This is a genomic window from Mycobacterium sp. ACS1612, from assembly GCF_001667505.1.
In the GTDB taxonomy this organism is placed as follows: Bacteria; Actinomycetota; Actinomycetes; order Mycobacteriales; family Mycobacteriaceae; genus Mycobacterium.
Window position 1 is genome coordinate 166801 of the sequence record NZ_LZHZ01000061.1, and the last position, 19954, is coordinate 186754.

Annotated in this window: 20 protein-coding genes; 5 read left to right on the forward strand and 15 right to left on the reverse strand. The window is 66.5% G+C overall.

The genetic code is table 11. The features are described from left to right. The first annotated feature begins 71 nt into the window (after positions 1 to 71). A complete protein-coding gene (locus A5724_RS24985; RefSeq protein ID WP_082965256.1) occupies positions 72 to 2348 on the forward strand; it encodes a DUF4118 domain-containing protein in 2277 nt (758 codons plus the stop codon). Between the two features lie 15 nt (positions 2349 to 2363). On the opposite strand, the gene A5724_RS24990 is transcribed toward A5724_RS24985, so the two are convergent. The 3 genes from A5724_RS24990 to A5724_RS25000 form a co-directional block, all read right to left on the reverse strand. Further along, positions 2364 to 2597 carry a hypothetical protein gene (locus tag A5724_RS24990; RefSeq protein WP_067808824.1) on the reverse strand — a complete coding sequence of 78 codons (234 nt, stop codon included), beginning with the start codon at positions 2595 to 2597 and terminating at the stop codon, positions 2364 to 2366. A gap of 190 nt (positions 2598 to 2787) precedes the next feature. Beyond that, a complete protein-coding gene (locus A5724_RS24995; protein WP_067808641.1) occupies positions 2788 to 3825 on the reverse strand; it encodes an aminotransferase class V-fold PLP-dependent enzyme in 1038 nt (345 codons plus the stop codon). Continuing rightward, the gene (locus tag A5724_RS25000) at positions 3822 to 4139 is read right to left on the reverse strand and encodes a DUF4229 domain-containing protein (RefSeq protein ID WP_067808643.1); all 318 of its coding nucleotides are present in this window, start codon (positions 4137 to 4139) and stop codon (positions 3822 to 3824) included. The genes A5724_RS24995 and A5724_RS25000 overlap by 4 nt, the downstream gene beginning before the upstream one ends. Positions 4140 to 4187: 48 nt before the next feature. Between A5724_RS25000 and A5724_RS34280 the strand changes: the two genes are divergently transcribed. Beyond that, positions 4188 to 4361 carry a hypothetical protein gene (locus A5724_RS34280; RefSeq protein WP_197518774.1) on the forward strand — a complete coding sequence of 58 codons (174 nt, stop codon included), beginning with the start codon at positions 4188 to 4190 and terminating at the stop codon, positions 4359 to 4361. Positions 4362 to 4372: 11 nt separating this feature from the next. On the opposite strand, the gene A5724_RS25005 is transcribed toward A5724_RS34280, so the two are convergent. The 7 genes from A5724_RS25005 to hemL are packed head-to-tail and all read right to left on the reverse strand — an operon-like array spanning position 4373 to position 11315. Further along, complete coding sequence (locus A5724_RS25005) at positions 4373 to 5449, reverse strand: MinD/ParA family protein (protein ID WP_067808646.1); 1077 nt, start codon at positions 5447 to 5449, stop codon at positions 4373 to 4375. A gap of 18 nt (positions 5450 to 5467) precedes the next feature. Then, complete coding sequence (ccsB, locus tag A5724_RS25010; RefSeq protein ID WP_067808648.1) at positions 5468 to 6448, reverse strand: c-type cytochrome biogenesis protein CcsB; 981 nt, start codon at positions 6446 to 6448, stop codon at positions 5468 to 5470. Further along, on the reverse strand, positions 6445 to 8028 hold the full coding sequence (locus A5724_RS25015; RefSeq protein ID WP_067808650.1) for a cytochrome c biogenesis protein ResB: 1584 nt from the start codon (positions 8026 to 8028) through the stop codon (positions 6445 to 6447). Before A5724_RS25015 ends, ccsB begins: the two co-directional genes overlap by 4 nt. Continuing rightward, positions 8025 to 8795 carry a cytochrome c biogenesis CcdA family protein gene (locus A5724_RS25020; protein ID WP_067808652.1) on the reverse strand — a complete coding sequence of 257 codons (771 nt, stop codon included), beginning with the start codon at positions 8793 to 8795 and terminating at the stop codon, positions 8025 to 8027. The genes A5724_RS25015 and A5724_RS25020 overlap by 4 nt, the downstream gene beginning before the upstream one ends. Next, positions 8792 to 9409: a TlpA disulfide reductase family protein gene (locus tag A5724_RS25025; RefSeq protein WP_067808654.1), complete on the reverse strand. Its 618-nt coding sequence runs from the start codon at positions 9407 to 9409 to the stop codon at positions 8792 to 8794. The genes A5724_RS25020 and A5724_RS25025 overlap by 4 nt, the downstream gene beginning before the upstream one ends. Beyond that, complete coding sequence (locus A5724_RS25030; RefSeq protein ID WP_067808656.1) at positions 9406 to 10014, reverse strand: histidine phosphatase family protein; 609 nt, start codon at positions 10012 to 10014, stop codon at positions 9406 to 9408. Before A5724_RS25030 ends, A5724_RS25025 begins: the two co-directional genes overlap by 4 nt. Further along, positions 10011 to 11315, reverse strand: a complete 1305-nt coding sequence (gene hemL, locus A5724_RS25035; RefSeq protein ID WP_067808657.1) for a glutamate-1-semialdehyde 2,1-aminomutase — start codon at positions 11313 to 11315, stop codon at positions 10011 to 10013. Before hemL ends, A5724_RS25030 begins: the two co-directional genes overlap by 4 nt. Before the next feature lie 290 nt (positions 11316 to 11605). On the opposite strand from hemL, the gene A5724_RS25040 reads away from it, so the two are divergent. The 3 genes from A5724_RS25040 (at position 11606) to A5724_RS25050 (ending at position 16056) form a co-directional block, all read left to right on the forward strand. After that, entirely contained in the window at positions 11606 to 14392 is a 2787-nt protein-coding gene (locus tag A5724_RS25040) for a helix-turn-helix transcriptional regulator (RefSeq protein ID WP_067808659.1), read from the forward strand. 356 nt (positions 14393 to 14748) lie between these two features. Then, the gene (locus A5724_RS25045) at positions 14749 to 15477 is read left to right on the forward strand and encodes an NADP-dependent oxidoreductase (protein WP_067808661.1); all 729 of its coding nucleotides are present in this window, start codon (positions 14749 to 14751) and stop codon (positions 15475 to 15477) included. 156 nt (positions 15478 to 15633) lie between these two features. Further along, on the forward strand, positions 15634 to 16056 hold the full coding sequence (locus A5724_RS25050; protein ID WP_232004973.1) for an STAS domain-containing protein: 423 nt from the start codon (positions 15634 to 15636) through the stop codon (positions 16054 to 16056). A 69-nt stretch (positions 16057 to 16125) separates the two neighbouring features. On the opposite strand, the gene A5724_RS25055 is transcribed toward A5724_RS25050, so the two are convergent. From A5724_RS25055 to A5724_RS25075, 5 genes are read right to left on the reverse strand one after another with little or no spacing between them, the layout of a single operon-like run. Further along, complete coding sequence (locus A5724_RS25055) at positions 16126 to 17496, reverse strand: cytochrome P450 (protein ID WP_067808665.1); 1371 nt, start codon at positions 17494 to 17496, stop codon at positions 16126 to 16128. After that, positions 17493 to 17978 (reverse strand): pyridoxamine 5'-phosphate oxidase family protein, encoded by a 486-nt coding sequence (locus A5724_RS25060; RefSeq protein WP_156752446.1) that lies wholly within the window; start codon positions 17976 to 17978, stop codon positions 17493 to 17495. The genes A5724_RS25055 and A5724_RS25060 overlap by 4 nt, the downstream gene beginning before the upstream one ends. 45 nt (positions 17979 to 18023) lie before the next feature. After that, a complete protein-coding gene (locus A5724_RS25065) occupies positions 18024 to 18383 on the reverse strand; it encodes a hypothetical protein (RefSeq protein WP_067808669.1) in 360 nt (119 codons plus the stop codon). 44 nt (positions 18384 to 18427) lie between these two features. Next, a complete protein-coding gene (locus tag A5724_RS25070) occupies positions 18428 to 19024 on the reverse strand; it encodes a TetR/AcrR family transcriptional regulator (protein WP_067808671.1) in 597 nt (198 codons plus the stop codon). Further along, complete coding sequence (locus A5724_RS25075; protein WP_067808673.1) at positions 19011 to 19877, reverse strand: oxygenase MpaB family protein; 867 nt, start codon at positions 19875 to 19877, stop codon at positions 19011 to 19013. Before A5724_RS25075 ends, A5724_RS25070 begins: the two co-directional genes overlap by 14 nt. Positions 19878 to 19954: the final 77 nt, after the last annotated feature.

Consider the following 19954-nt stretch of genomic DNA (forward strand, 5'->3'; position numbering starts at 1 on the left):
GTAGCGCCCATAGCGCGGGACCGCTTGGCACCGGCAATAATCCGGGGGGCATCCCGTGTTGGAGAAACCAGATGAATCAGCAGTGCATTTCCCCACCGTCGCGTGCGCCTGAACCTGGACGTTCGCTGTACGCGCGACTGCTGGCGCTTGTCGTGCGGCCGACTGCCCCTCCACTGTGGCTGGGCATATCGGTGGCCGCCGCGTTCATCACCGCGGAAACACTGCTGGTGAAGCAGCTGCATCGCATCGCGCCGGAAAACGCATTCGGCGCAGTGTTCCTGTTGGGAGTGCTGGTGATATCGGCCGGGTGGGGTTTCCGCCTGGCGGTGGCCACCTCGCTGGCCAGTGCAGTGGTCTACGTCTACTTCCACATGGAGACGATGGGGACGTTGATCCCCAGGCACCCGCAGGATGTGGTGTCGATCCTGATCTTTCTTCCCGTCGCGCTGCTGGCCAACGCCCTTGCCGGACAGGCCCGAGTGCGCGCCGCCGAGTCGGAGCAGCGCCGCCGTGAAGCCGACCTGGCCGCCGACCTGGGCAGGCTCATGCTGCGTGCGGGCGATCTGGGGCCCGCGCTGGACGCCGCGGGCAAGCGGATGGCACAGATGCTCGGGCTGCCGTTCGTCAAGCTGAATACCGAACGCGCGGAAGCCACCGAGCACACAGCGGTGTACTCGCTGTGCGACGGGCGCACCGAACTCGGCACGTTGTCGGTCCCCGCGAACCTGCCGGAGACGGCACAACATCGGGTGCAACGGATGGTTCCTTCGCTGGAGGCGATGCTCGCCGCCGCCCGCGACCGCGAAGCCATCAATGCCGAACTCGAAGCCAGCCGTACGGAACTCGAACGGTTCTTCGACCTGACCTCTGACCTGTTCTTCATCGGCGACGCCAAACGAGTCCGCAGGCTCAACCCGGCGGCGGAACGCATATTCGGTTCTCCGCGCACCGAGTTGCTGTCGCGCCGCTACACCGAGTTCGTCCATCCCGACGATCGCGACCGCACCACGTCGTTTGTGGAGACGCTGGCCGGCAGTGGCGGCCGGGCGCAATTCGAGAACCGCTGTCTGCGCGCCGACGGTGCGGTGCGCTGGCTCGAGTGGAGCATCGTGGCTGTGAACGGGCTGCTGTACGGCGCCGCGCGCGATGTCACCGACCGCCGCCGCGAGCAGGACCGGTTGCGCGAGGCGCAGCGCATGGTCGAGGCCAGCCACGCCAAGGTCAGTGCGCTCGCGGAGCAACAAGCGGCGCTTCGGCGCGTCGCGACACTGGTGGCGCGCGGAGTCGACCCGGCCCAGGTGTATCCCGCAGCCGTCACCGAGTTGTCCCGCGGCCTCGGTATCGACAATGTGTTGCTGCTGCGCTACGAATCCGGCGAAGCGCTGGTACTGCTGGCCGCCCGCGACGACAGTGGTCTGACGAAACTGTCTATCGGCGAACGTCTTCCGCTCGACGGTGACAGCACGGCGGCGAAGATCCTCGCGACCGGACAGCCGGCCCGAGTCGACTCGTTCCAGTCCGCCGTCGGCCCCACCGCCGAACGGATGCGTCACCTCGGCATCCACGCGTCGGTGGGTGCGCCGATCATCATCAACGGCACGATCTGGGGTGCGCTGGTGATCGGAACGGCGCAAACCGAGCCGCTGCCCCCCGAAACCGAAGCGCGCATAGGGGATTTCGCGGATCTGGTGGCGACCGCCATCTCCAACGCCGAGACCCGCGCGGAGCTCACCGCGTCCCGCGCGCGCATCGTCACCGCCGGCGACCAGGCCAGGCGTCGCTTTGAACGCGACCTCCACGACGGCGCCCAGCAGCGACTCGTGTCGCTGGGCCTCGAACTGCGCGCGGTCGAGGCCGCGGTGCCTGCCGAGCAGCAGGAGCTGCGCGACCGGCTGTCCCGTCTCGTCGACGGGCTGGTCGGAGTGTCGACCGACTTGCAGGAGATCTCCAGGGGCATCCATCCCGCGATCCTTTCCAAAGGCGGACTCGGACCCGCGATCAAAACGCTTGCCCGACGCTCCGCGGTGCCCGTCGAACTGAACGTCACTGTCGATCGCCGGTTACCGGAATCGGTTGAAGTGGCAGCCTATTACGTCGTCGCGGAGGCACTGACCAACGCCGCGAAACACGCGCGGGCATCCGAAGTCAAGGTGATCGCCACCGCCGGTGATTTCGATTTGCATCTGAAGATCAGCGACGACGGGGTCGGTGGTGCGACGGCCGGGGCGGGCTCCGGGCTGATCGGCCTCAAGGATCGAGTCGAGGCGCTGGCCGGCCGGCTGGCCATCTCCAGCCCCGTCGGCGGTGGGACGACCCTGGAGGTGACCATTCCGCTCCAGTGCGAATGACGTTCGCGCACTGCGTCAGCGACGGCCGTCGTGATGGAAGATCAGTACGTCCCCCAGGAACGGGTACGCGGGTCCATAGTCGACCGGTGGCGGGGTGGCGATGACTTGTGCGTTCCCACCGGATTGGCAGACACTTGCCAACCCGGTCGACGTGCATGATGGGGCCGCTCCGGCAAGCGGTGCGACCGCGATTGCCACAGCACCCGCGCCTGCCACCAACGCCAGCGGAACGAACCTTCGAATCGTCATGATCACCGCTACTCCTTTGTCAGCATCTGCCTGTCATCCAGGATCGCCTCGGTAGGAGCGAATGTCGTCGCTGCTGTCACCCATCCGCGCCTAGCAGTTATCCCCCATTTCCCAGGGGCACTTCCCAGGCGCCAACAGACGCAAATTACGCCGTTTCCACGGCGTGTCGGGACCTTCCCGTTTGCTCGCGCTAAGCGCGCAACGCGTCGAGCAACCGGTCCAGGTCGCTTTCGGTGTTGTACAGATGAAAACCGACGCGCACCGCGCCTGCGCGGACCGAGGCGCGGATGCCTGCGGCGGCCAGCTTGTCGGCCGCATCGGCGATGGGTATCGACACGATCGCCGAATCATGTTGTGGCAGTCCGAGTTCAGCCTGCGCACGGCGGGCCAGCCCGACCGCGTGCGACTCGACGGCCGCGTTGTCCAACGCCGCCAGCCACGGCAACGTCAGCCCGGCCCCGAGCACGCTGAACCACGTCGGCGAAACGTCGAAGCGCCTGCCGTCGTCGGCCAGTCGCAGCGGCAGGCCGTATATCGACTGCCAGGGATCCTCACCCGCATACCAGTTCGCCGCGTGCGGCGTGACGAACCGGCTGACCCTGTGGCTCAGCGACATCCACGCGGTTCCCCTCGGCGCGAGCAACCACTTGTAGACCGCCGCGACGGTGACGTCGGCCCAGCCGAGGTCGACTTTCTTCCACCCGAGGGCCTGCGTGATGTCGATGACGGTCAGTGTGTCCGTGTCCGCCAGAGTGTTTCGCAGCGCGTCGACGTCGAGTACGGCGCCGTTGGCGGACTGCACCAGGCTGGCCGTCACGACGTCGAAGTCGGCGGCGGAGGCGATCAGGTCCGCGGGCGCCAACTCGGTGAGCGTGACACCGCGGTTTGCCTGCGCGGCGAACGGGAAGGTGGTGCTGGTGAATTCGCCCGCCAATGTGGCTACCCGACTGCCGTCGGGAATCGCTGCCGCCACCAACCCGAGTGCCGCGGACACGTTGCCCGCCATCACCACGGAGTCGACGGGAACACCCGCCAGCGCCGCATAGCCCGCACGCCCGTCACGGACGTAGCCGTCGAACGATGGCACATCCATGATTCCCGCTTGCCATTCGGCGATGCAGGCCTGCAGCGCGTCGACCACGAACTGCGGTGGCAGCCCGTAGGTGGGTGAGTTGAGAAATCCATCCGCCCCGGCGAATTCGGCGCCGAACGCTTCGCGCGCCGTCATCCGGCGGAGGGCTCGTCGGTGTCTTCACCGCGCAGCCTGGCCTGCAACTGCTCCTTGTCTTTGCGGCGGCGTTCGTCGAAGACCGCGATGCTCGCGGTAGCGCGGCGCCGCAGCGGGGCGAACAACCAGATGCCGAGCGGCAGCGCGATCACCAAACCGAACAGCAACGCCACCACGAGCGGAAAATCGCGCACGCCGAGCAGATGTCCGGCACCGAAGATCACCGCCGTCAGAATCGCGACGAGTAGCAGGCGGGCTGCGACGTAGGCCAGCACGTCGAGCACCAATCGGGATCGAGGTGGTCGATCAGACACGGCCCGAGCCTACCCACGGCGCGTATATTCAGTTAAAGGAGGTTTTTGGTGGCGTATTTGCTCCTTGTTCTCGTGTTGGGCGGTTTGGTCTACGCCGGTTGGCGGCTGACCCGCATGACTGCGGCTCGGCCGAAGACGCGTGTGATCGGCCCGGACGACGATCCCGATTTTCTGCGGCGGCTCGGTCACGGGGACAACAATCCTCGACCGGAGCGGCCCTAGTCAGACGTGCTTCAGGTCGTCGCGCTCGGGAAGCCGTCCGCGACGACCGCCGCCAATTCCAGCAGTGCCTCCCTCGTCTCCGGCTTGAGCCGGTCGAGGCTGATCTCGGCGCCCTCCTCGAGATGCGGGTCGAAGGGCACCTGTTTGACGGCGCGGCACCGCCGCGAGAAATGATCGACTACCTTCTTCAGATCGACCTTTCCTGACCTGGGTCGCACCGCGTTGATGACCGCGATCGAGTTGCGCACCATGTCCTGATGTCCGTGCGCGTCCAGCCAGTCCAGGGTGGCCGATGCGCTGCGGGCTCCGTCGACCGAACCGCTGCTGACCACCACGAGCACGTCGGCCTTATCCAGCACCGCCGACATCGCCGAGTGCAACATGCCGGTGCCGCAGTCGGTGAGCACCACGCTGTAGAACCGCTCCAGCACCTCCAGGGTGGCCGCATAGTCGTCGGAACTGAACGCCTCCGACACCGCGGGATCGCTCTCCGACGCGAGCACCTCCAGCCGGCTGGGCCCCTGCGAGGTGTAGGCGCGGACGTCGCTGTAGGCCTCGATGCCCTCGGCGTCGCGCAGCAGGTGCCGCACGGTGTTCGGGGTTTCCAGCGGCACCTTCTGGCTGAGCGTGCCGCGGTCGGGATTGGCGTCGACCGCGACGACGCGGTCACCGCGGATGGAGGCGAAGGTGGCTCCGAGCGTCGCGGTGATCGTGGTCTTGCCGACGCCGCCCTTCAGTGACAGCAACGCGATCCGGTAGCAGCCGCGCAGCGGCCGCTGCACCTGGGCGACGAGGCCGTTGCGGCGGGTGACCTTGGGGCTCTCGCCGACGTTGAGCAGTTTGAACGTCCCGAAGTACAGCCACTTGCGCCACCCCTCCGACGGCGCCCGCTTGGGCTGCCCCAGCAGCGCGACGGTGGACAGATCGAGGTATGGCGTCGGTTGGTCCGGCGGCGAGGCCGGCGGACCAGACGCGTGCCCCAGCGGCAAGCCGTTCGGCGGTGTCGGGGCGGTCCACTCGGCCGGAACAGACTGCGCCGGATCGCTGAACCGCTGCTGCGACCGAAACCCGCCCGACTGGTCAGACAACGCGTACCCCTCTCGTTATCAGCCGACTCCAGCGTACGAATGCAGCCCGACGGTGACCAGGTTGATGAAGAACAGGTTGAACACCATCGCGACGAATCCGACGACGTTGATCCATGCGGCCTTCCTGTCGCGCCAGCCCGCGGTCGACCGTGCGTGCAGATACGCCGCGTACACCACCCACGCGATGAACGACACCGTCTCCTTGGGGTCCCAGCCCCAGTACCGGCCCCAGGCCTCCTCGGCCCAGATCGCGCCGAAGATGACGCCGAACCCGAACACCGGAAACGCGAAAATGGTTGTTCGATAAGCGATCCGGTCGAGCGTCTGCGCGTCGGGCAGCCGTTGCACGAACGCGTTGTCGGGCAGGTACATCTTCAGCAGGAACAAGATGCTGGCCACCCCCGCCACCAAGAACACCCCAGAGCCGAGGCTGACCACCGACACGTGGATCGGCAACCAGTACGACTGCAGTGCCGGCATCACCGGGGCGGCGTTGGTATAGAGCCAGCGACCCGACACGGTCAGCAGGATCAGCACCGGCACCAACACGAACACCCACAGGGCGCGGTACTGCGGCCTGCGCAGCACGATGGCGCCCGCGACCAGTCCCGAGAAACAGGTCAGGTTGATGAACTCGTACATGTTGCCCCAGGGCACCCGCGCCGTGGCCAGACCGCGCAGCACGATGCACACTGCCAACAACCCGATGCCGACGTAGACCAACGCCAGCCCGGCCTTGCCGGTGCGTTCGTCGAGCGGGCGTTTCGGCTCCGCGGCGACGACCCCAGGGGTGGCGCTGTCGGCGCCCACCTTGGCGCCCGGGCCGAATGTCGCCGCCGTTGCGGCCCCGACCAACTCGCGGGCTTCGACCTTGCGGCCTCGGCTGTAGGCCAGCTCGACAGCGAGCAACAGCAGCGCGGTCACCAGCACCACCACCGACGAGGTGAAGGCCCAGTCGGAATACCGGGCCAGGTCTATGTCGATGTGTTCGGTATTCATGTGACCTTCTCCGCTTCCCGCTGGACGTCGACGTCCAACAGACGTTGCGTCAACCGCTCGAACTCGTCACCCCACCCCGAGTTGTCGGTGCGCGCCAAGCCGCCCAGCTCGACGCTTACCGTACCTGCACCCGCGGGCGTCAGCCGAACCCAGACCCGGCGACGCCGCACCACCAGCGACACCAGCAGGCCGGCCATCATCGTCAGCGCGAACACCAGTACCCAGATCTGGGCCGGGTCGTGCGACACCTGCACGTTGATGAACGGCACGGCGCCGTCGAACCGGACGACGGTGCCAGGCCCGGGGCCAGGGTCGAGCCGGACCTCTTGTCCCACCTTGAGGTTCACCCTGGCCTTCTTGGTCAGCCGGTTCTGCTCGATGAGCTTCGGATCGAGTGAGAACAACGACTGCGGCTTGCCGGTGTCCAGGCCGGTGTCGCCTTTATAGATGTCGATGGCGACGGCCGGGTCGTTCATCGCGGGGAAGCTCGACGACAGCAGCGTGCCGTCGAGTTGCTCGGTCGGCGCGAACAGACCCTGGATGGCGATCTGGTTCTTGCGCCGCTGGTCGGGGCCGGGGTAGCTGCCGGCTGGCGGGTCGAACCGCATCGCGCCGGAGGACAGCAGGGTGATCTGGTCCTCGGGCCGGAACTGCAGCGTCTGCGTGCGGGTCTGCCCGCCGGGGAACGTGACGGTGAACGTCGGGGCGTAGCCGTGGCCCTGCAGGTACACCCGGTCGCCGCCGACGCGCAGCGGCTCGTTGACCTTCAGGTGGTACGGCCGCCAGGTGTTGCTGTCGAGGTCGGCGCCGGCCTGGTAGTCGATGTCGGCGGCGAAGCCGACGGCCTGCCCGCTGGGCAGATAATGCGCCTGGAAGTCGTTGACCCGCAAGCAGATCGGGTACAGCGAGGTGCCGTCGACGGTGTTGCCCGCCCGGAACGAGTCGAACGCCGCGGGTGACGCCGAACAGAAGCCTGGCCCCTTGTCGGCGACGACGATCACGTTGCCCTCGTAGCCGAACAGCTTGCCGGCGGCCACCGCGACCAGCAGACCCAGCAGCGAGAAGTGGAAGACGATGTTGCCGAACTCGCGGAGGTAACCTTTTTCCGCAGAAATCTCGGTGATTCCGCCCTCTTGCGTGCGGACGACGCGGCGCCACCCCTTCAGTTCGCCGTTGACGTGGTCGGTCAACTGCTGCGGGTCCGCGTTGATCTCGGCGGCATGGTGTTTGGGCAGTCGACTCAGGTTGCGGGGCACCGCGACCGGCGTGGCCCGCAGGCTGCGGGCGTGCTCGATCAGTCGCGGGGTCAGGCAACCGACCAACGAGACGAACAGCAGCACATAAATCGAGGTGAACCAGAAACTGGAGAACACCTCGAAGGCCTGCACCCGGTCCAGCCAGGGGCCGATGGTCGGATGCTCGGCGAGGTACTGCTCGACCTTGGATTCGTTGAGGCTGCGCTGCGGCAGCAGTGCGCCGGGGATGGCGCCCAGCGCCAGCAGGAACAGCAACACCAGCGCGGTGCCCATCGACGTCAGGGTCCGCCAGGTGTTCCGTATCAGCGCGAGCAGCTTCGTCATATCGGCAACGTCACATCGCTGACAAACACGTCGCGCACCCAGGACACGAAGTCATTCCACAGCCCCGTCACCAGCGCGGTGCCGACCAGAATCAGCAGAACCCCGCCGAAGATCTGAATCGCGCGAGTGTGCTTCCGTAGCCAGCCCAGGCCCTGTACTGCGCGGGCCGAACCGAAAGCCAACAGCACGAACGGGATCCCCAGCCCGAGGCAGTAGGCGATCACCAACGCCACGCCGCGGGCCACGCTGGCGCCGTCGGTGGCCGAGGCCACCGCGATCACACCCGTCAGCGTCGGCCCGAGGCACGGCGTCCAGCCCAGCCCGAACACCGCGCCCAGCAGCGGGGCCCCGCCGAGCGTCGAGACCTGGCGCGGAGTGAATCGGGCCTCGCGCTGCAGCACCGGGATGAATCCGACGAACACCAGACCCATCACGATCGTGATTACGCCGCCGAGGCGTTGCAGCAGAAGCTGATTGGTGATCAGCGTCGTCGTCATCCCCAGCACCGCGACCGTCCCGAGCAGAAAGACCGCGGTGAAGCCCGCCACGAACAGCAGCGCCGCGCCCGTGACACGGAGTCGGGCGGTGCGCACGGCGACGTCGCCCGGCCTTTCCTCGACGCCGACGACGGCGGCCAGATAGGACAGGTAGCCCGGCACCAACGGCACCACGCACGGTGAGGCGAACGACACGAAGCCTGCCGCGATGCTGACACCGACGGCGAGCAGCACCGGTCCAGCAGCGGCGATCTCGGTGAACCCGGTCATGCGCCGGCCTTTTGGTGCTCCGGTGTTGAGTCCTTTTCCCCAGCAAGCCTTTCCACCAAAGGCTGCAGGTCCTCGGCGAGCAGTTCGCGGAGGAACACCGCGGCGACGCGGTGCTGGCGGTCCAGCACGACGGTCGACGGAATCACCGTGGTGGGATATTTACCGCCGAACGCGATCATGCTGCGCATCGGCGGGTCGTAGATCGACGGGAAGGTGACCTTGCGGTCGAGGATGAAGTCCTGTGCGGCGTCGCGGTTGTTGTCGCGCACGTCGATGCCGAGGAACGCCACCCCCTTGGCGCGGGTGGCGTCGTACACCTTCTGCAGTTGGGTGATCTCGGTGCGGCAGGGTCCACACCACTGACCCCACACGTTGACGACGACGACCTTGCCCGCGAAGTCGTCGAGCGACACGGTCTTGGCGGGGTCCATCAACTCGGGGCCCGTCAACGCGCCTGGGCGGCCGCGGTTTTCGGGCGGGTCGTAGACGATGTCGGTTTTGCCGCCTGGCGCCACGAATTCGAAGGTGCCGCCCTGCGCGACGGCGTCGTCACCGGTGGAACAGCCAGCGAGCGCGACCACCGCCGCGCTTGCCAGGGCCACCAGCCACTTCACTGCCCTGCCAGCTCCGAGTATCCCCAGCCGACGTAGGCGTCGCCGTGGAAGTAGAAGGAGGTGACCGAGGCCAGATTGCACATCCGGCGGGTCGGGAAGTGGTGCAGCGGGTGACCGGTCATCGCCCTGCGAAGGGTCTCCACCGGAAGCTGGTGACTGACGCAGACCGCCTCGTGACCGGCTGCCTTGGCCCTGGCCCTGTGCAGCGCCGCCGTCATGCGGGCCGCGATGTCGGCGTATGGCTCACCCCAGGACGGGCTGCGCGGGTTGCGCAGGTACCACCAGTTGCGCGGATCGCGCAGGGCGCCGTCGCCGGGCGAGACCCGTTGGCCCTGAAAGATGTTCGTCGACTCGATCAGTTGGTCGTCGGTGTCGATCGACAGGCCGCGGGCGACCGCTATCGGCTCCGCGGTCTCCTGCGCGCGCTCCAGCGGCGAGGCGACGACATAGACGATGTCACGCAGAGCCAGCCAGTCCGCGACAGCCTGCGCCTGCGCACGCCCGCGTTCGGAGAGGTGGTAGTTCGGCAGCCTGCCGTACAGGATCTTCTCCGGGTTGTGCACCTCGCCGTGCCGCATCACGTGCACGATTGTTTTCTCGGTCATGTCGGCTTCTTCGCTTCGGCCGCCGCGCGCGCGGCACCGGGCAGGGCGTCGGCGATGCGCTCGAACGCCTCGTCGTCGAGAGCCGCTGAGACGAACCAGGTTTCGAATGCGCTCGGCGGCGGATAGACACCGGCATCGAGCAGCGCGTGGAAGAACGCCGGGAACCGCCACGTCTCGGTGGCGCGGGCGGACGCAAAGTCGTGGACGGGTTCGTCGGTGAAGAACACGCTGAGCATGTTGCCCGCATGCTGAACCTGATGCGCCACACCGGCTTCGGTGAGCGCCGTCTTCATCAGCGCCATCAACCGGTCGGCGTTGGCATCCAGTGCGGCGTACGCGGCATCGTCGGCGGCGCGCAGTGTGGCAAGGCCGGCCGCCATCGCGACGGGGTTACCCGACAAGGTGCCCGCCTGATACACCGGGCCGAGCGGCGCGAGTCGTTCCATCACCTCGGCGCGGCCGCCGAACGCGGCGGCGGGCAGGCCACCGCTCATCACCTTGCCGAAAGTGAACAGGTCCGCGTCGACGGGATCGAGTCCGTACCAACCGGATCCGCTGACCCGAAAGCCGGTCATCACCTCATCGGAGATGAGCAGCGCGCCGTGAGAGGCGGTGATGCGGCGCAGGGCGGCGTTGAAACCGTCCAGAGGTGGGACGGTGCCCATGTTGCCGGGGCTGGCTTCGGTGATGACGCAGGCGATCTCGTCGCCGAACTGCCCGAAGACCTCTTCGACGGCCGCAACATTGTTGTAGGGCAACACGATTGTGTCTGCGGTGGCGGCGCCCGTCACCCCCGGCGAGGACGGCAGACCGAGAGTGGCCACCCCCGATCCGGCGTCGGCGAGCAGCGCATCACTGTGGCCGTGGTAGCAGCCGGAGAACTTGACGATCTTGGCGCGGCCGGTGAACCCGCGGGCCAACCGGATGGCGCTCATGGTGGCCTCGGTTCCGGAGTTGACCATGCGCAGCCGTTCGACCGGCGCAACGCGGCCGATGATCTCGGTCGCGAGTTCGGTCTCCGACGGTGTCGGCGCGCCGAAGGACAGACCGTAGGCGGCGACCCGCTGCACGGCCTCGACGACCGCGGGGTGCGCGTGGCCGAGGATCATCGGTCCCCACGAGCAGACCAGGTCGACGTAGCGGTTGTCGTCGGCGTCGGTCAGCCAGTAGCCCGCCGCGCAGGTGATGAAGCGCGGGGTGCCTCCGACCGAGGAAAACGCCCTGACCGGCGAGTTCACCCCGCCGGGGATCACGGCGCACGCGTCGCTGAACAGCTTCGCGGACAGGTCGGTGCGGTGCATGACCTCTAGTGTTCCAGCCCCGCGGATGAGGTCAACTACAGGGTGTAGTGGTCGGCGTTCGAGCTGGACGTGCCGGCCACGGACATCGGTAACGGCGCGGCGTGCGGCAAACTCATCGCCAATTGCGTAGCCCAACGGGATCACAGCAGGTGGGAGCGGCGGAACAGGCCTACACTGACTGCCAGCGCTAGCAGCGGCGAGAGATCTGGGCGACACAACTTGGACGGCACAATCTGGAGGCTTTGCGCCCGCCTACGTCAAGTTGGTGGGCGGTCATTCGCGTGAGCGCTGTGGGTACCTCGGGGACGGTGCGCATACCGCCGATTCGTGGGCGGCACGATGAGCTCGAGATAGTTGGTGGGCTGGTTTCTGCAGTGGCTTCCGGTCACGGGGGTGTGCTGGTTGTTGAGGGGCCCCCGGGTATCGGCAAGAGCCGGTTGCTCACCGAGGTGTTGAGGTTGGCCGAGAAGGCTGGGGTCCGGGCGCTGTTTGGTGAGGCGTTTGAGTACCAGCAGTCGGTGCCGTTTTTCTCGTTGTTCATGGCGACGCTGCATGCGGATCCTCCCGTGGGTGAGGCTGAGGCCTTGCGCAGGTTGGGTGGTTCGGCGGATCTGCGGTATTGGGTGGTGCACGATCTGGCCGAGGCGATTCGGGTGGCGGCCGCGCAGACTCCGCTGGTGATCGTGTTGGAGGACATTCACTGGGCCGATAACGCCACGTTGTTGGCCTTGCGGTCGCTGGCCACGGCGCGGCGGGATGTGGCGGTGTTGTGGGTGTTGACCGCGCGTACCGGGGACGGTGGACCCGCCGTGCAGGACACGTTGTCGGTGTTGCAGCGGGCCAATGCCACGTTTGTGCGGTTGGGGGCGATCGCGGCGGACGCGGTCGCCGACATGGTCGAAGATGCAGTACGCGCGAAACCCGATGTGTCGCTGTTGAATTTGGCCTCCAAGGCGCACGGTAATCCGTTTCTGGTCCGTGAGCTGGTGGGCGGGCTGGGCGAGGAGGACCGGCTGAACGTTGCCGGTGGGCGTGCGGTGGTGACGGGAACGGGGTTGCCGCGGCGGTTGGGTGCCACGATGCATCAGCGGCTGGACCTGCTTAGTCCGCAGGCCTCACAGGTGGTGCGGGTGGCCGCGGTGCTGCCGGATCGGTTTTCGGCGGGATTGTTGGCCGCGATGCTGGACCGTCAGCCGGTGTCATTGCTGTCGGCGTTGCAGGAGGCGGTGCGTGCCGATCTGCTCATCGAAGACGGTGAGCAGTTGCGGTTTAGGCATGATTTGTTGCGGGAGGCCACCCGGCAGTCGTTGCCGCAGTCGCTGCTTCGGGCGATGGAGCGCCAATCAGCATCCATCATGTTGGACATGGGTGCGACGCCGGCCGAGGTGGCCACCCAGTTGGCGCGCAGCGCGGAGCCGGGAGACCGGGAGGCCATCGATGCGCTGCGTCAGGCCGCGAAATCGGTGGGCCACAGCGATGCGAGCGCGGCCGCGGACTTGAGCAAGCGGGCGTTGGAGTTATTGCCCGTCGACGATGCCGAGAACGGGTCGTTGGTCGCCGAAACGGTGGCGTGGCTCAACCGGGCCAGCCGCTACGACGAGGCCGAAGAATTGGCCGTCGTGGCGCTCTCGGAGGCGGCCTCGCCCGACGTCCAGGCCGAGATCCGACTCCGGCTTCCGACGCTCACCAGGCACAGCACGCAGAGGCGGGTGGAGGAGAACCGCCGGGCGCTGCGGTTGAGCGGGATCAGCGAGGTCATCCGGACACGGCATCTGGCGTGGCTGGCCTACAACCTTGTGTTGCAGGACAAAAGCGGGCAATGGCGCACCGCAGCCGACGAAGCCACCGCCGCCGCGGCAGCCACCGGTGATCTCGAGGCGACGATCGTGGCCGAGGTCACTCACGCGTTGCTCGATTCTGGTGAGGGCTACCCGGCGCGGGCACTAGGCCGCCTCGAGCAGCTTCGCTCACTCGCGTACACGAATGAAACGGCGTTGGCACATGCCTATGCCGAGGGGTACCACGCAAATCTGCTGGCGGTGGTCGGGCGATTGGACGACGCGACCGCTAGGGTCGCCGACGGCATGGGGCGGGCCCGCCGGGAAGGCAACTCGTTAGCCCTGGCTACCTGGGTCGTCTACAGCGGGTGGGTCCACCTCGCCGCTGGTCGGCTCTCGGCCGCTCGCGACGCGGCCGAGTCCCTTGCGCCCCCACAGCCGACAGGCGCGACCGAGCACGATGTACATCGATTGCTGATCCTCGCCGAGGTAGCGGCGCACACCGATGACCGGAACTTGTTGCAGCAGGCGGCCAATGATGCGCGTGTTGCCTACGGCACAGGTTCGCCTGGGCAACGTCGTGCTTCGGCATATGTGCTGGCGCGGGCGGCGTGGTATCGCGACGACGTTCATGAAGCGGCGCGCTGGCTTGGCGACATCAGCTTGCTGGGGACACCCCTTTTCCCCCACGCGTTGGTTCGGCTGATCTTGGGTGCGCGGGTGGCTTCGGCGGCCGGGGATGCCGGTTTGCGGGCGCGAGTCTTGCAGGCCAGCGAGGTGCTGGAGCGTGAACGGCCTGCAGTGCCGTTGTTGGCGACGGTGGCCGGATATGCCCGCGGGATACTGGAACGCGATGCGCGCGCGCTGGTGGATGCTGCTGGGTTGCTTGAATCGTCGCAACGGCCGCTTCTTTATGGTGGCGCCGCCGAGGATGCCGGGGCCGAACTCGCGCGCATCGCCCGCACTGACGAGGCGGTCGATCAGCTCAACGCCGCATTCGACACCTACAGCCGGTATGAAGCGATCGCCGATGCCCGCAGGGTTGGCCGCTTGCTGCGCGGGTTGGGTGTGGCACGGCGCATCGTCACCCGCGCGCGGGAAAAAACCGGCTGGGAGAGCCTCACTGAGTCGGAGTTCAAGGTCATCAACCTCATCGCCGAGGGCGCAACCAATCGCTCCGTCGCACACGAACTCCACCTATCGCCTCACACCGTGAAGACCCACGTACACAATGCGTTTGCCAAGCTCGGCATCACCTCTCGGGCTCAATTGACCCAACTCGTGCGCCGCTCAGATTGACCACAACCGCCGTGGCGTTCGGCATCACTTGCTATGCGTTGGTGTCCGACAGCCATGAGCATGCAGAGTGGGTGGGGCCGGTGATGCCTGCAGCTCTGCCTTGGTGGCACACCGACCCCGCCGCGCAGTACCGAGATCCTCTGTTCGACGAGTGACATGAAGATCCCGAATCGGCGTAGACGGCAGCGCACTACTCACCCGGGTGAACGCAGAGGTGGGCGATGACACCTCACCCAGTCTTACCGCATTCTCAGTACATCCAGAGCCCCGCGGGGTTGCAGGCCAGTTTGCGAGGCCACCGCAGTTGCGTCGCCGTCGTCGAGACGAGTTACCACAACGAAGATGAGGAGAATTTGATGAAGGCAGTACGCCAGCACGCTGACGGGTTGCGGCTTGAAGAGATTGCCCAACCTGAACCGGGTCCCGACGAGGTGCTCATTCGAGTCCACGCCGCGGCGATCACCAGGGATGAGTTGACCTGGTCGACGGATCGGCTGCCTGCGACTCCCTCCTATGAGCTGTGTGGCGTCGTCGAGTCGACAGGACAGGAGGTCATCGCGCTGACGCCGTTCGATCGCGATGGTGTCGCCGCCGAGTTCGCGGTCGTGTCGAAATCCTTACTTGCGCCGAAGCCGTCCGCACTGACTTATGAGCAGGCGGCCGCGCTACCGATGCCAGGGACGACCGCGTGGCAGGCGCTAGTCGTCCACGGCAAGATTCAACGCGGCGAGCGATTACTGATCACTGGCAGGCGCGGCGGAGTCGGACACATAGCCGCCCAACTCGGACCTCACCTAGGGGCGGATCTGGTCGAGGACGGCGAGGATTGTGACCTCCTCTTCGACACCACAGGCGGAGAGGAGCTGGCGCGTAACGCTGGCGGCGCGGCGCGCGTCGTCACGGTCGCAGCTGAGGCGCCCGGCGCCCAGTATTTCGTCGTAGAGCCAAACGGTGCGCAGCTCAGTGCGCTGCCAGAACTGCAGCCGCAGATCGACAGCGTTTTTCCGTTGGACCAGTTCGAAGCTGCTTTCGCCCGCACCGCCGAGCACGGCAAGAAGGGGAAGGTGGTGCTTCGCGTCTCATAGATATACGGGTATATGCCTGCCAGCCGAACCCGCTGGTATCAAGGCAGTTGACGAGCGTCAGGCCGATTCGACGCAATGTAGCGTTCGTCCAGCCGTAACGAACGCCGTCACAATCATCTAGGGGACACAATAATGCAGCCTGCGGGGACCATCCGCATGTATCGTCATGCCCCGAGTTTCTCCGGTGACATGCAGCGATGCGGGAGGGCGATGTTCGCGGCGCGGCGATCGACATCGGCCAGGACGACCGTGTCGGTGCTTGGTGAGATCGACGCAGTGAATTCACGCGTGATGGCGCGCTACGTCGAGGCCCACACCGGTGTCTCCCGTCAACTATTACTGGACCTGCGCGCGGTCGACTTCTTCGGCGGCCACGGCTTCACTGCGCTGTATTACATCAGCGTGCACTGCGCGCGCAGCGACGTCGACTGGGTCATCATCGGCGCGCCGCCGGTGCGGCGACTACTCGACATCTGCGATGCCGATGGCGAACTCCCCCTCGTCGATGACCTTGTCTCGGCGCTGGTACGGCTGGACCGCTGCGCGCAGTGCCGTCGGCACGTGGTACCGGTCGGATAGTCCGTCGTGTAGCACTTCACAACGTTCAGGCGGCACAGGTGGTGACGGCACCGGCGACAAGGGACCGGCTCAGCGCCGCGGCTTCACACGTGCCGGGATGGGCCCGTCGGCGACGGTGGTGAACGGTACGTCACACGTGAAATCGCTGTCCATAGAACGGACTTCGAGTGCGCGGACGATGGTGGCCAAGGCCAGCGTGGTTTCCAGCCGGGCGAAGTGCTCACCGATGCATGGCCGGCCGCCGCCGAGGAACGGAAGGAACTCCCAGCGGTTGCGCGCCCTGACGTTTTCCGGGCTGAACCGGTCCGGGTCGAACACCATGGGGTTGGGCCAGATCGCCGGATCATGGTGCAGCCCATAGATTCCCACCGCGATCAAACTGCCCGCCTGCACGCGATAGCCGTCGACCGCGATGTCACGGGTCGCCAACCGGGCGACGCCTGCGGCGGGTGGGCACAACCGCAGCGACTCGTGCAGCACCTGCACGGTGTAGCTGAGCCGCGGCACGTCGTCGGGCGTCAGTTGACGATCACCGATCGCGGCGGCCTCTGCGGCCACGCGATCCTGGATGTCGGGGTGGTGGCCGAGCACCCACAGCGAATAGGTCAGCGCGGTCGCGGTGGTGTCGTGTCCTGCCAGCATGAAGATCAGCAGATCGTTGGAGATGTCGGCGTCCGAAAGTGGTTGCCCGGTCTCAGGATCGGACGCGGCGATCAATGCCTGCACCAGCGGGGCGTCGCGCGTCGGATCCGCCCGGCAGGCATGCACCATCTCGTCGGTGATCGTGCGCATGGCCTGAACCGCGGCGCGGGCCTTGCGCCGTGCCGGGGTCGGCAGCCATCGCGGCGCACGAACCGGGCGCAGCGCCCGGTCGGCGGTGTACGAGGACGCCACGTGCATACAGCGGGCGATGGTGTCCGCCCGTTCGTTCAAGTCGATGCCGAGGACCGAGCGACCCAACGACTGCATCGCCACCGTGCGGCATTCGGTGTCGAGATCGACGTCACCGCCGTCCGGCCAGCGTTCGACGAATTGCTGTGCCGCAGAGGACATGTGGCCGCCGAAGTTCCGGACGTTGTGTTTGGTGAACACGGGTTGCAGCGCCCGCTTACGCGGGCGCCACTGCTCGTTGGGCAGCACGAAGAGACTGTCCCCCGCCATGCTCTGCACTTCTTCATGGATGACGCAGCGCTCGGAGGACGCGTCGCTGCGACCGAGCACGTCGCGTATCGCGTTGGGCGACATCACCGCCACGATGGGCGGGAACAGCTTCGCGGGCCCGAATTGAATTCTGCTGAGCGGGCCGCCCGCGTCGCGGATGACCTCCTGACCGGTGTCCAGCCTGCGGACCAACTGCACCAGTTGCCGAAGCGGCAGTGGGTTCTTCGGCACCAACGGCAGCGCGCTGACGTCGATGGTCTCGGTGGTCGTCGGGTTCACGTCGCCGTCCAGGTGAGCGTCTCTCCTTCTCCGGTGATCATCGCAGTGCCGGGCATCACCCGCAGCCGATAGGGGCTCAACCGCAGTGCAGCAAATTGCTCCGAGGTCGGGCCGTCGGCCCACATGGGGACAATACGAGGGTCATAGCCTACGGGCGCAGGCGCGTCGGCGAACCTCTTCCAGACCGCGGATCGGGTCTCGTCGTCGTGATACCACTCCACCAGGCAGTCGGCGCTACAGGTGTCGTGGTTCGTGGTCCAGTAGCTGACCGCCATTTCCGGGTGGACGGCGAGATGCGCCTTCTTCACCGGACTGGGCACCGTGGCGATCCAACCGAACAGATCGATGCCGTCCCATTCCCAGATCGGATGAAGGATACGGGTACGCGGACGGCAGTTCTCGTCGACGGTGGCGATTGAAGCCCACACGATCGAGTGAGCCATCTCGACGAAAGCCGGGGCGATTACCTCAAGCGGTGCCACGCTTTTGAAGCTTAGGCATTACCGCCAGAGGCCGCGCCCGAAGAGTCACGACTCCTGAATCTTGCGGAATTCCTCGGTTTTGCGATATTCCACGTTGCCCTCTTCGGCGGTGGTTTCGATGTGGCCCTTGTCCTTGTCATCGACCCACTCGGTGACGGCGGTTCCGGAAACCGTGCCGCCGCTGCCGGGCAGTACCGTGGTCTGGAGGTGGTCGTCGTCGTACGCCTGCGCTATCTTCTTGGCCTCTTCTTCGTGCTCGTCGGTGACCTCGGGCTTCTCGGTCATCTTCGGTTCTTCGGAGTTCTCGGTTGACTCAGCCTGTCGGCGCTGCTCGCGGACGTCGGGCTGGCCAGTCTGCTGCTGTTGCTCGGCTTCGCCGGTGCTTTGCTGTTGTTCGGTACCCATGCGGTATGGCTGCCCGAAGGTGTGACCTATCAAACACAGCGCAGCTAACCAGCAGGCACGGCCCGCAACGCAGTGGGAAGGCTGGGCAGGAAGTGCTGTCTGGCGAATGCGCGGATGTCGTCGGCGGTGTCCAAGGGTTGGGTGCTGGGCAGCAGTAGCACCATCGCGGCGTAGCGCAGGATGGTGTCTGCCAATTCGGTGACGGCCTGCTCGCCGATCAGCTCGGCGAACCCTGCAGGGAAAATGACCCGCAATGCCTCCGCCATCCGATCGATGGCGGCGGCGTAGTGCTGATCCGCCAGCTCGAGCACCAAGCCGGGCTCGTCGGTGATCATCCTGTCGAGCACCCGGTGCCGACGAAACTTCAGGATCGACAGCGTAAACGCCTCGACGTAGTAGTTCGCTTGCGGCCCAGCAGTTTTCAGCTCGATGGCGATGTCGGCGAACAGCCGGAGGTTCTCCCGTTCGATGACGGCCGCGACCAGGTCGTCCTTGTTCGCGAACCGCCGGTAGATGGTGGTGCGGCTGACCTTGGCCCGGCGGGCGACGTCGTCGAGGGCCACCCGACGGAAGCCGTGCTGTTCGAACTCGACGACTGCGGCGTCGAGGATGGCCTCCAGGGTGGGATCAGCCCCTCGCATAGCCCTTTAACGCATAACCGTTGTAGCGCACCCGCATTGGCAGATGGTCCCACACCCAGTTCACCGGTCGCGACCGCCACAACGCGGCGAACCGCTGATAGCGGCGCTCCTGGCGGTCACTCCACGGCAGGCCGAGAAGCTCGCGGGCCCGCGGCGGCAGCCCCCCGGTGGTCAGGAACGCCGCCACCGGATTGAACACCGGCGCGATCACCCGCCACAACGCAGGTGACACGGCTTTGGGGCACGGGAAGCCCTTCGTCACGTAGCCGACGCCGTACTTCGCGGTCGGGTGGGCGACGACGATCTCGTCCATCATCCGGTCCCAATACCGTTCGAACTCGGCGTAGTTCGCGGGCATCGGCCGGTCGCTGACGCCGTAGCGGCGATACCACGTCTTGGACTCCAGGTAGATCTGTTCCTTCTCGGCCCGCGTCAACCGCTTGACGAACGTGTCGGCGAAGTACAGCACCTGCTCGACGAAGGTGGCGTGCGCCCAGAAGTAGGTGTCCGGATCGAGCGCGTGGTAGCGGCCCGCCGGTCCGTCGGGGCCCGGCATCTGGCCCTTGACGTGGTGGTGGAAGTCGCGGACCTGAGTGCCCGCGTTCTCGTGGTCGGACCCGTAGACGGTGTTGAAGATCGGCGGGATGGTGCGCTTGAGTCGCTCCGCGGTGTCGGCGAAGAACGACGAGTGGTCCAGCACGCCCTGGCCGAGTTGGGCGAGCATGTTCTGCAGCACCGCGGGCCGCGGGCCGATGAGGTACATCCGGTTGTCGCCGAAATACCGCCACACCAGCGACTCGGGCCCCAACGGCAGCGCGTCGGTGGCGGTGGACTGCTCGGCAAGCTCGGTCATGTGCAACAGTGTTACAGATTTCGAACTTTGTACCAACCCGGCGTGAAACCGCCCGGGTAGCGGCCTGCGAAACGTCG